The following is an 11,501-nucleotide window of genomic DNA, read 5'->3' on the forward strand; positions in this document are numbered from 1 at the left end:
CCTGACAAATGCTGATTCATCCTCAGTTCGACCCGGTTGCCGTTCATCTCGGCCCGCTCGCCGTGCACTGGTACGGCCTGATGTACCTGCTGGGCTTCGCCCTGTTCCTCACCCTGGGCAAATACCGCCTGAAAAACGGCAACGACGTGCTGACCGTGCCGCAGCTGGACGACATGCTGATGTACGGCGCGGTTGGCGTGGTGGTCGGCGGCCGCCTGGGCGAGGTGCTGTTCTACCAGCCCGGCTACTATTTCAGCCATCCGCTGGAAATCTTCATGGTGTGGAAAGGCGGCATGTCCTTCCACGGCGGCTTCCTCGGCGTGCTGATCGCGGTGGCGATCTACGGCCGCAAAGTGGGCCGCGGCTTCTGGCAGCTGACCGACTTCATCGCCCCGCTGGTGCCGCTGGGCCTGGCCGCCGGCCGCGTCGGCAACTTCATCAACGGCGAGCTGTGGGGCCGCGTGGCCGGTCCGGAGCTGCCATGGGCCATGCTGTTCCCTCAGGCGCGGATGGACGACATCGCCGAGGCGCAGCAGTCATCTGACCTGATGAACATGCTGATGCATTACGGCGGCCTGCTGCGCCATCCGTCTCAGCTGTACGAGTTCGCGCTGGAAGGCATCGTGCTGTTCGGCGCGCTGTGGCTGTACAGCGCCAAGCCGCGCGCGCGCGGCCAGGTGTCGGCGGTATTCCTGATCGGCTACGGCCTGGCCCGCTTCATCAGCGAATACTTCCGCAATCCCGATGCCGGCATCTTCGGCAAGTCCGACGTGATCAGCATGGGCCAGTGGCTGAGCCTGCCGATGATAGTCATCGGCGTGGCGCTGTTCCTGTTCTTCGGCAGACGCAAACCAGCCTGAGCCGCGCATCGCGCGATTAGAAAAGCCGGGATAGCCCGGCTTTTTTATGCTTGCCGCGCCAAAAACAAGAACAGGAATATACAACTAATTTTTTAGAATTTATTGGAATTAACTGGGCAGGGTAAGATAGCGCCAATCGATCCCGCATCATTAGCACTTTACAAGGCTCGCCATGAAAAAGACTCTCGCCCTCGCACTCGCCGTCGCACTGACCTCCACCGCCGCCCTGGCCGACCGCCTGGACGACATCAAGAAAGCCGGCGTGCTGCGCGTCGCCGCTTTCGACAGCAATCCGCCGTTTGGCTTCCTCGACGCCAAGAGCCGCCAGATCGTCGGTCTGGATGTCGATGTGGCTCAGCACATCGCCAAACAGCTGGGCGTGAAGCTGCAACTGGTGCCGACCAATCCGGCCAACCGCGTGCCGCTCTTGGTGTCCGGCAAGGCCGACATCGTGGCAGCCAACTTCACCGTGACCGACGAGCGCAAGAAGCAAGTGGACTTCAGCCTGCCCTACTTCGCGTCCGGCCAGCAGTTCATCGCGCGCAAGGGCACGCTGCAGAAACCGGAGCAGCTGGCCGGCCTGCGGGTGGGCGTGGACAAGGGCACCACGCAGGAAGTCTACCTGCGCGACAAATATCCGAAGACCACGGTCGTAGCGTATGACGACACCCCGCTGGCTTTCACCGCGCTGCGCAACGGCAACGTCCAGGCCATCACCCAGGACGGCTCCAAGCTGGCCGCGCTGCTGGCCAACGCGCCGGACAAGGCCAAGTATGAGCTGGCGCCGTTCACGCTGACCCGAGAATTCCAGGCCATCGGCCTGCCCAAGGGCGAGGCGCGCCTGGCCAAGGTGGTGAACGAGATGCTGCAGCAGCTGGAAAAGAGCGGCGAAGCGGCCAAGATCTACGACCACTGGTTCGGCCCCAAGACCAAGGCCCCGCTGCCGCGCGACTTCAAGATCGGCGACGCGACCTGATCCCGGCCCGTCCCACTTCGCAACCGCCGGCATCCCCGGCGGTTTTGCCGTTTCACCGCTGTAGAAAGACACTCGCATGACCCCACCCGCCTGGCTCGGCCACAACTGGCTGGAGCCGCACTATCTCATCTGGCTGGGCAAGGGCGCGCTGCTGACCGGCTGGCTGTCGCTGCTGGTCATCGCCGCCGCCAGCCTGCTCGGCATCGCCCTGACCGCGCTGCTCGACCAGCCTTGGAAACCGCTGCGGCTGGCGACGCGGCTGTTCGTCGGCCTGCACCGCAACACGCCGCTGATGGTGCAACTGCTGCTGTGGTATTTCGGCGTGTCCGGCCTGCTGCCGGACGAGGCGAAACTCTGGCTGAACACGCCGCGCGCGCTGGCGCTGCCCTTCGACCTGGCCCTGCCCTGGCCATCATTTGAATTTCTGGCCGCCTTCACTGCGCTGACGCTGTACAGCGCAGCTTTCATCTGCGGCGAGCTGCAGTCCGGCCTCAACGCCGTGCCCAAAGGCCAGCGACTGGCGGCGCGGGCGCTGGGCATGCGCGGCTGGCAGGTCCTGCGCCTGGTGGTGCTGCCGCAGGCTTGGCAACTGGTGAGGCGGCCGCTGGTGGGCCAATACACCGCCATCGTCAAGAATACCTCGCTGACCATGGCCATCGGCCTGGCCGAGCTGTCCTACGCCTCGCGCCAGGTGGAAACCGAAACGCTGCTGGCCTTCCAGGCTTTCGCCGTCGCCACCTCGCTGTATCTGATTCTGGTGCTGCTCACCCAACTGCTGGCGCAGCGGCCGGAGCCGGCCTGGAGGACGCTGCGATGATCCCAGCCGTGATTCATGACAACCTCGACTACCTGCTGTGGGGCAATCTCGCCAATGGCGAAGCCGGCGGTCTGCTGCTGACGGCGCTGCTGAGCCTGGCCGCCGCCTTGCTGGCCAGCGGTCTGGGCCTGGCGCTGGGCATCGCCCAACTGATGGGCGGCGCTGCGCTGCGGCGCGCCCTGATGGCTGTCACCGCGGTGCTGCGCGCCATCCCGGTGCTGATGCTGATCTTCTGGTGCTACTTTCTGCTGCCGCTATTGTTTGGCGTCGACATTCCGGGCTTGCTAACCGTGATTCTGGCGCTGGCGCTGATCCACTCCGCCTATTTGGGCCAGGCGGTGCTGGCCGGTCTGAGCGCCGTCGGCCGCGGCCAGTGGCACGCCGGGCTGGCGCTGGGCTTCTCGCGCTGGCAGACGCTGCGCTGGCTGATTCTGCCGCAGGCCCTGCGCATCATGCTGCCCTCATTCGTCAACCAGTGGGTGTCGCTGCTGAAAGACAGCTCGCTGGCCTATATCGTCGGCGTGGCTGAGTTCACTTTCGTCGCCACCCAGGTCAACAACCGCGAGCAGGTGTATCCGCTGGAAATCTTCAGCGCCATCGCCGTCGGCTACCTGCTGCTGTGCGGTCTGCTGCAGCTGGGCGGCCATCTGGCCGAGCGCCGCTGGCGCCGAGCCGTATGATCACCGCTCGCGGCCGCCGCTGGCGATCACCCGCTGATACCAGAAGAAGCTGTCTTTGCGCACGCGGCGCAGGTCGCGGGCGTCGGTCTCGTCGCGGTTGACGTAGACGAAGCCGTAGCGCTTCTGGTAGCCGTTGAGCCAGCTGAGAATGTCGGTGAACGACCAGGCGCAGAAGCCGAGCAGCGCCGCCCCGTCGCTGATCGCTTCCTGGCAGGCCGCCAGATGGCGGCGCAGGTAATCGATGCGGTAAACGTCATGGACCTGGTCGTCGTCTTCCAGCCGGTCGAACTCGCCCAGGCCGTTCTCGGTGATCAGCACCGGGAGCGCATAGCGGCTGGTCAGGCGGCGCAAGGCGATGCGCAGGCCGGTCGGGTCTATCGCCCAGTCCCAGTTTGACGTCTCCAGTTGCGGATTCGGCGTGGTGCGGTACAGGCCGGGCACGCCGCTGGAGGGCGTGCTGCCCTTCTGCCCAGTGGTGTTGATGCGCTGCAGCCCAACCCCGTCCGGCGGGTTGTCGGTATAGGTCAGCGTGTAATAGTAGTTGAGGCCGATGAAATCCGGCTTGGCCGCCGCCAGCGCCGCCATGTCGCCGGGTAAGATGTCCGGCGCTTCGCCGCGCTGGCGCAGCCAGGCCAGCGCCACTTGCGGATAGCGGCCGTAGCAGTAGGTGTCCAGCCACCAGTGGTTGGTGAATTCCTCGGCATTGTCGAAAGCCAGCAGGTCCGCCGGCGCGCAGGACGCCGGATAGGCCGGCGAATAGGCGAAGCTTGGCCCGATGCGGCCATCCGGCACCAGTTGGCGGAACAGCATGATGGCGCGCGCGTTGGCGAGAAAGGCGATGTGGTTGGCGGCGTAGAAGCGCTTGCGGTCGGCCAGCGCCGGCGGGTGCGTCGCCAGCAGGTAGGCATTGCTGAGGTTGTAGTTCTGTTCGTTCAGCGACACCCAGGTCTTGACCCGGTCGCCGTAGCGGCGGAATAGCAAGGCGCAGTAGTCGCCGAAGTCGTCGATGACGCGCCGGTCTTCCCAGCCGCCGTATTCGTCCTGCAGCGCCTGCGGCATGTCCCAGTGGTACAGCGTCAGCACCGGCTCGATGCCGCGCGCCAGCAAGGCGTCGATCAGGCGGTCGTAGAAAGCCAGGCCGGCCTCGTTGGCTGCGCCGCGGCCTTGCGGCAGCACGCGCGGCCAGCTGACCGAGAAACGATAGGCGGTCAGCCCCATCTCGGCCATCAGCGCCACGTCCTCCTCCATCCGGTGATAGTGGTCCACCGCCATGTCGCCATTGCTGCCCTCAAAAGTCCGCCCCGGCTCGCGCACGAAAACATCCCACACCGACAAGCCCTTGCCGTCGGTATCGAAAGCGCCCTCCACCTAGTAGGCGGCCGAAGCGGCGCCCCACAGGAAGTTGTAGGGAAACGGTTTGAGGCTGACGTGATGCATGGCATGCTCCGGTGGAGAAGACTATCGATGATGAGCTATTGGTCGCCGCCGGCGCCGCCAAGTTCACCCGCCGGCTTGACCAGGGACAAGAAAAAGCCCGCCAGGCGGCGGGCTCTCGGCAAAGGCTTTCGCGATCAGTCCAGATATTTCTTGAAGAACTTTTCCATCGCGCCATAAGCGGCGAAACGGTTTTCCTCGTTATGGAAGCCGTGGCCCTCATTGTCCTTGACGATGTATTCCACTTCCACGCCGCGCTTCTTCAGCGCATCGACGATCTGGTTCGATTCGTTGATGTTGACGCGCGGGTCCTTGGCGCCTTGCAGCACTAGGAGCGGGGTCTGGATGCGGTCCACATGGAATACCGGCGAGCGTTCGCGCAGCAGGTCCTTGTCCTTTTCCGGGTGGCCCACCATCTCGTACATCGTATCCAGGAACGGCTTCCAGTACGGCGGAATGGTGGTCATGAAGGTGAACAGGTTGGACACGCCGACGTAATCGACGGCGCAACGGTACAGCTCCGGTGTCTTGGTGATGCCGGCCAGCGTGGCGTAGCCGCCGTAGCTGCCGCCGTAGATGCACACCTTTTTCGGATCGGCGATGCCTTGCTGCACCAGCCAGTTGACGCCGTCGGTGACGTCATCCTGCATCTTGCCGCCCCACTCCTTGAACGAAGCCTCCCAGAACTGACGGCCATAGCCGGTGGAGCCGCGGAAGTTCATCTGCAGCACCGCCCAGCCGCGGTTGGCGAAAAACTGCACTTCCGGATTGAAGCGCCAGCTGTCTCGCGCCCATGGACCGCCATGCGGATTGACGATGACCGGCAGGCCCTTGGCGTCTTCCTTGCCCTTGGGCAACGTCAGGTAGCCGTTGATGGTCAGGCCGTCGCGGCTCTGGTACTGGATGGGTTTCATCACCGCCATCTTGTCGGCCGGCAGCCATGGCGTGATATCAGCCAGTAGCGTCAGCTTGTCGGCCTTGCTGTCGTAGAGATAGCGCTTGCCTTGGGTCCTGTCGCTCCACGCCGCCACCACGAAGCGGTCCTCGTTGCGGTCGGCGGACTGGATGTCAACTTGGAAACCGGGAAGGTGGGCCTGCAGCTTGGCGTACAGCTCGCGCGCCTGCGGATCGAAGCACTCGCGTCCGGGCTTGTCGGTTTCGAAACCGGCGCAGGTGATGACCTTGCGCTTGTGCGAGTAGTTGAGGCCGTCCACATCCACATCATTGCGGGCGTAGATTTCCTTGATCTCCTTATTGGTCTTCGGGTCGTACTCGACGATGGCGGTCTTGTCGCGGCCGAGGTTGCTGGCGGCGTAGAAACGCTGGTTGTCGAAAGTGAAAAACAGCGGCGCGAAGTTCTCGCGGAAGGTGGTGGAGAGCAGCTTGCGGAACTTGCCGCCCGGCTCGTCGCGGTACAGCACGGTGTTATTGACGCCGTCGGTCTCGATGGCGATGCGGATATTGCCCTTGTGGTCCGTGCCCCAGCTGGTCACCTTGCCCGGATTTTCCGCTTCCAGCGTCAGCTTGCCGGTTTTCAGGTCCACCCGGTACACGTCGAAAATTTCGCGATTGCGCTTGTTCAGGCTGATCAGCAGCTGGTCGTCCTTGTCGATCAGGCCGTCCACGATTTCCGCGCGCACGCCGGGAAACGGGGTCAGGTCGCGCGTCTTGCCGGTTTTCAGGTCCACGCTGAACAGGTGGAAGTTTTCGTCGCCGCCATTGTCCTTGACGTAGACCAGCCTATCGCTGCCCTTCCAGAAATACCCTGCCAGATCGCGGTCCTTCACTGCCGTTACGCGCTTGTCCGGCTGGCCGGGGCGGCGCACCACGATATTGCGGCGCGACTCCCACGGCGACAGGAAGGCCACGCTCTTGCCATCGGGAGAGACGGTGAAATTGGTTTGTTCCGGGTTGCGGAAAAAGTCGCGCAGCGGGATATCCGCCGCCCATACCGATCCGGACAGCAGCGAAGCCGCCAGCGCGGTCATGATGGTTTGTTTCATTTTCATCCTCTGATTTCCATAGCGTCCTCGCGGCGTTCCATCGAATGCGGATCGTCTGGCTAGAAAAGACGCCCAAAGATCATAGCCCCGACTGTCCCTGCCCACAACATGCCAAAGGCATTCAACCAAAAAAAGCGCCGACACCCTGCTGCCTGACTGCAATCGAAGCAAAGCGTTCCCGCGGAGATCGGAGAAAACCATGGATATCCGCATCCTCGGCACCGCGGCCTGCATCGGCCAGCCCGGGTTGGCCACCTGTCCAAGGTTGCGATGCAAGGCTGCCAGCTGTCGTTCCTGACCCAGCAAGGACATCGCCATCACGGCGTGCCGCTGGCTAAGAGGAATCTGCAAGAAGCGCGCGGCCTGAGCGGCCCGGAAACGAGCTCATGGTTAGCCGGCAGGCTGGATGAAAACGATGTCGTCGAGCTTGGGCAGCGGAATCACCTGGCTAGCCACGCTGGCGAAATCGATGTCGTTTAGCCGCAGGCCGCAATACTGCATGCAATCATAGGTGCGCAGGGCAATCTCGCCGCTGTTCAGCCCTTTCACCACCGCCCATTGCGTGTAATCCTGGTCCTGGCCATCGCGCACCGTGCCGCGCGGAATATCGACCGCATTGAGCAGATGGGTAGCCAGCGCATAGGCCTGCCGCAGATCATCGGGCGGATTGGCGAACTGTTTCGCATAAACGGTGCGGACGAAGCGCGCCGGCGGCGTGGCGTTGCCGGGCAAGCCGGCCATGCCGCCGCCATGCCCTGGCGGGTTGACCGGCAAGGTGCCGATCTCTCGCTGCTGCGGATCCTCTGGCGTCAGATTCAGGTAATTTCCCAGATTGTCCAGATGCCAAGGGAACCACGGCGCGTTGGTGCAGACGCCTACCGGGTTGTGGTAGATCTTTTGCTGGCCATCCTGGAATTCCACCACCAGCGAACGGCCGTCCTTGTCGACAATGGCGGCATGCAGCGGCAGCTGTTTGGCCAGCCAGTCCGGCAGCCAGAATTGGCGCGTCGGCAAGAGCTCGCGCACATCCGACACGCTGCCGCAATGCGCCAGCACCCAGTCGGCGAATAGCGGCGCCAGCACCGTGGTCTCGACGCGGGCAAAATCCTGATACCGAGTGCCCGGCAGCCATAACAGGCTGACGCTGAGGCCGGCCTCGTTCAAGCCGTCGGAGACGATGCGCTGGGTGATCCCCGGCAAGGGCAGATTGGTGGAGCTGATGCCGACATAGCCGTAGCGAACCGACCACGTCGGCGCATCGGCCATTTTCTGGAAATCCGCGCCGGCCCACACCGGCTGCTGGAAGGACTCGCCGCGCCGCTGGATATAGAACGCCGGATCAAGCGAACGGGCGAACTCCATAGAGCGGGCCACCACATGATTCCTGTCCTTCGCCTGCAATTGAAAATGCGTGCACATGCCAGGTCTCCTACGTTCGTCCCATGCCCAACCGCCGGACGGTGCCGCCGACAAGGCGGCGACATGGGGTAGGCCATAGGAGACCTCGCCTTCAGTTCAGGCGAAACTGATCTTTCGCTCAGGACGCGTCAGAAGCTTACCTCGAAGCCCGCATCGGCCACCGCGGCAGCCAACTCTTCCGGTGAGACGATGGACGGATCGTAATTGATCTGGGCCTGCTTGGCCTCCAGGCTGACCGCCGCGTCGCTGACGCCGGCCATGGTATTCAGCACGCCCTGCACGCTGTTGACGCAGCCGCCGCAAGTCATGCCGTCGATGTTAAGGATCAAGTCCGCCATATTCGTCTCCACTCAATGAAAGTTAAGGATTGATTCAGCGCCAACGGCGCAACAATAAAGAATTGGATACCACCGATACCGAGCTGGCGGCCATCGCCGCGCCGGCAATCACCGGACTGAGCAGGCCCAGCGCCGCCAGCGGAATGCCCAGCACGTTATACACGAATGCAAACGCTAGGTTCTGCCGAATCTTGGCCAGCGTGCGGCGCGACAAGCGGATGGCGTCCACTGCGTGGCGCAAGTCCCCGCGCATCAGGGTGATATCGGCGGCGGAGATCGCCACGTCGGAACCGGACCCCATGGCCAAGCTGACATCGGCCGCAGCCAGGGCCGGCGCGTCGTTGACGCCATCGCCCAGCATCGCCACCTTGCGGCCGGCAGCCTGCAGCTCGCGCACCACGGCGGCCTTGTCCTGCGGCCGCATGCCGGCGCGCCATTCCTCGACGCCGGCCTCGGCGGCGATGCTGCGCGCGGTGGCCGCGTCGTCGCCGGTCAGCATCATCACCCGCACGCCCAGGCTGCGCGCCTGGCGCAGCGCCTCGGCCGAACTGGCGCGCAGCGTATCGGCCAGCGCCAGCCAGCCCAGCGCCCGATCATCCAGGCTGACCGCCACCACGGTGGCGCCTGCGTCCTGCCAAGCGCGCGCCTCGGCGGGCATGGCCATGTCCAGCCAAGCCGGCGTGCCGATCCGCGCCAAGCCGCGCCCTTCCACCTGAGCCGCGACGCCGCGCCCCACCTCCGCCCGGAAATCGGCGCACGCCAGCAGCGGCAGTCCCCGCTCCTGCGCTTTTTGCAGCAAGGCGCGGGCCAAGGGATGCTCGGAGCCGGCTTCCGCGCTGGCGGCCAGCTGGATCAACGCATCCTCATCGCCGCTCAGCGCCAACGCGTGGCGCAATACCGGCCGCCCCTTGGTCAGCGTGCCGGTCTTGTCCACCAGCAGCACATCCACCTTGCCGGCCCGCTCCAGCGACTCGGCATTGCGGAACAAGATGCCGCGCCGCGCGCCATTGCCCACCCCCACCATGATGGCAGTCGGCGTCGCCAGGCCAAGCGCGCAGGGGCAGGCGATCACCAGCACCGCCACCGCGTGGATCAGGGCCGTGCTCCAGCTGCCCAGCAGCCAGCCCTTCAATAGAAACGTCAGCAGCGCGACGGCGCTGACTGCGGGCACGAACACGGAGGAGAGACGATCAGCCAGCCGCTGGATCGGCGCCTTGCTGCCCTGAGCCGCCGCCACCATGCGCACAATCTCCGCCAGCTGCGTTTCGCTGCCCACGCTTTGCGCCCGCACTTTCAGCATGCCGTCCTGATTGCGCGTGGCGGCGTAGACCTTGTCTCCGGCGCGCTTGGCCACCGGCCGGCTTTCTCCGGTCAGCATGCTCTCGTCCAGCCAGGCCTCGCCCGACACCACCTCGCCATCCACCGGCAGGCTGTCTCCATGGCGCACCACCACGATATCGCCATGCTTGAGTCTATCCACCGGCACGTCGATCAATTCCCCGCCCTGCTCCACCCGCGCCGTCTTGGGCGCCAGCTTCATCAAGGCGGCGATGGCCGCCGAGGCCTTCCCCTTGGCGCGCGCCTCCAGCAGCTTGCCCAATAACACCAGCGTGATCACCATCGCGCTGGCTTCGAAATACACATGTTGCTCCGGCAAATTGAGCAGGGTAACCGCGGCGGACAGCAGCCAGGCCATGCTGGTGCCCAGCGCCACCAGCACGTCCATATTGGCGACGCCGCCGCGCAAGGCCTGCCAGGCGCCGCGATAGAAACGCCAGCCGATGACGAACTGCACGGGAGTGGCCAGCGCCAGCTGCCACAACCGCGGCAGCCAGCCATGATGGCTGCCGGCGAACATGGCGATCATTTCGATCAGGAAAGGCAGGGTCAGCGCGGCCGACGCGGCGAACCAGGCCAGTTCGCGTCGATAGCGGGCGGCGGAGGAGTCCGCGGCATTGTCCTCGGTCTCGGGCAGCAAGGGTTCGAAGCCGGCGCGGCGCACCGCCGCCAGCACGGCATCCTGGTCCGTCATGCCTGGCAGCCATGCCAGCTGCGCCGACTCCCCGGCGAAGCTGACGCTGGCGCTGACGCCTGGCAGCTTGCCCAAGGCTTTTTCCAAGCGGGCGGCGCAGGCGGCGCAGCTCATGCCGCCGATGCCGAGGCGCATCGACTGCCGCGGCACGGCAAAGCCGCAGCGCTCTATGACTGCCACCAGTTGCTGCGGATTGGCCTGCGCCGGGTCATAACGCAGCTGGGCGCTCTCGCTGGCGAAGCTGACCGCGGCGTCGACGCCGGGCAAACGGTTCAACTGTTTTTCGATGCGGGCGGCGCAGGCGGCACAGCTCATGCCGGAAACCGGCAGGGTAAGGGATTGCGTCATGACGACCTCCTGCCGCCCATTATATACCCCCCAAGGGTATTAAAGACAAGCGAGAAAGCGTGCATGGACTTTACCCATGGCCGTCAGCGTGTTAACAAATACGCCTGAACACAACAATAAGGTGTTGCCCATGCCCCTGAAACGTTATGGCCCCGACTGCGCATTGCTGGTAGTGGACGTGCAGAACAGCTTCTGTCCCGGCGGCGAGCTGGCCGTGCCCGGCGGCGACGAAGTGGTGCCGCTGATCAACCACCTGTCGCTGTTGTTCGAAAACGTGGTGCTGACCCAGGACTGGCATCCGCGCGGCCACATCTCCTTCGCCAGCAGCCATCCCGGCAAGCAGCCCTTCCAGAACATAGACCTGCCCTACGGCGCGCAGACGCTGTGGCCGGACCATTGCGTGGCCGGCAGCCATGGCGCGGCCTTCCATGCCGAGCTGGAAACCGAACGCGCCCGGCTCATCGTGCGCAAAGGCATACACGCCGCGGTAGACAGCTATTCCGCTTTCGTGGAGGCGGACCGGACTACGCCGACCGGATTGGGCGGCTATCTGAATACGCTGGGGGTCAAGAAAGTGTGGCTGGCCGGTTTGGC

At 64.6% G+C, this 11,501-nt stretch carries 10 protein-coding genes; 5 read left to right on the forward strand and 5 right to left on the reverse strand.

Annotated features, from left to right (window positions below; genetic code table 11):
• The first annotated feature begins 8 nt into the window (after nucleotides 1-8).
• From lgt to BI343_RS15410, 4 genes are all read left to right on the forward strand, one after another.
• On the forward strand, nucleotides 9-860 hold the full coding sequence (lgt, locus tag BI343_RS15395; protein ID WP_071110342.1) for a prolipoprotein diacylglyceryl transferase: 852 nt from the start codon (nucleotides 9-11) through the stop codon (nucleotides 858-860).
• A gap of 172 nt (nucleotides 861-1,032) precedes the next feature.
• Nucleotides 1,033-1,836 carry an ABC transporter substrate-binding protein gene (locus BI343_RS15400; RefSeq protein ID WP_071110343.1) on the forward strand — a complete coding sequence of 268 codons (804 nt, stop codon included), beginning with the start codon at nucleotides 1,033-1,035 and terminating at the stop codon, nucleotides 1,834-1,836.
• 76 nt (nucleotides 1,837-1,912) lie between these two features.
• A complete protein-coding gene (locus BI343_RS15405) occupies nucleotides 1,913-2,653 on the forward strand; it encodes an amino acid ABC transporter permease (protein WP_071110344.1) in 741 nt (246 codons plus the stop codon).
• Nucleotides 2,650-3,333: an amino acid ABC transporter permease gene (locus tag BI343_RS15410; RefSeq protein WP_071110345.1), complete on the forward strand. Its 684-nt coding sequence runs from the start codon at nucleotides 2,650-2,652 to the stop codon at nucleotides 3,331-3,333. The genes BI343_RS15405 and BI343_RS15410 overlap by 4 nt, the downstream gene beginning before the upstream one ends.
• Here BI343_RS15410 and BI343_RS15415 read toward each other — a convergent pair whose 3' ends face one another.
• From BI343_RS15415 to BI343_RS15435, 5 genes are all read right to left on the reverse strand, one after another.
• Nucleotides 3,334-4,701 carry a glycoside hydrolase family 1 protein gene (locus BI343_RS15415; protein WP_280513343.1) on the reverse strand — a complete coding sequence of 456 codons (1,368 nt, stop codon included), beginning with the start codon at nucleotides 4,699-4,701 and terminating at the stop codon, nucleotides 3,334-3,336.
• Nucleotides 4,702-4,904: 203 nt separating this feature from the next.
• Nucleotides 4,905-6,776: a S9 family peptidase gene (locus BI343_RS15420; protein ID WP_211269440.1), complete on the reverse strand. Its 1,872-nt coding sequence runs from the start codon at nucleotides 6,774-6,776 to the stop codon at nucleotides 4,905-4,907.
• Nucleotides 6,777-7,160: 384 nt separating this feature from the next.
• Nucleotides 7,161-8,189 carry a linear amide C-N hydrolase gene (locus BI343_RS15425; RefSeq protein WP_071110346.1) on the reverse strand — a complete coding sequence of 343 codons (1,029 nt, stop codon included), beginning with the start codon at nucleotides 8,187-8,189 and terminating at the stop codon, nucleotides 7,161-7,163.
• 128 nt (nucleotides 8,190-8,317) lie between these two features.
• Nucleotides 8,318-8,527, reverse strand: coding sequence for a heavy-metal-associated domain-containing protein (locus BI343_RS15430; RefSeq protein ID WP_043629958.1), 210 nt, complete (start codon nucleotides 8,525-8,527; stop codon nucleotides 8,318-8,320).
• A 34-nt stretch (nucleotides 8,528-8,561) separates the two neighbouring features.
• The gene (locus BI343_RS15435; RefSeq protein WP_071110347.1) at nucleotides 8,562-10,907 is read right to left on the reverse strand and encodes a heavy metal translocating P-type ATPase; all 2,346 of its coding nucleotides are present in this window, start codon (nucleotides 10,905-10,907) and stop codon (nucleotides 8,562-8,564) included.
• Nucleotides 10,908-11,037: 130 nt separating this feature from the next.
• Between BI343_RS15435 and BI343_RS15440 the strand changes: the two genes are divergently transcribed.
• Nucleotides 11,038-11,501, forward strand: a 464-nt coding sequence (locus tag BI343_RS15440; RefSeq protein WP_071110373.1) for an isochorismatase family protein, incomplete at its 3' end; no start/stop codon positions are given.

It is taken from the genome of Chromobacterium amazonense (assembly GCF_001855565.1).
GTDB lineage: Bacteria > Pseudomonadota > Gammaproteobacteria > Burkholderiales > Chromobacteriaceae > Chromobacterium > Chromobacterium amazonense.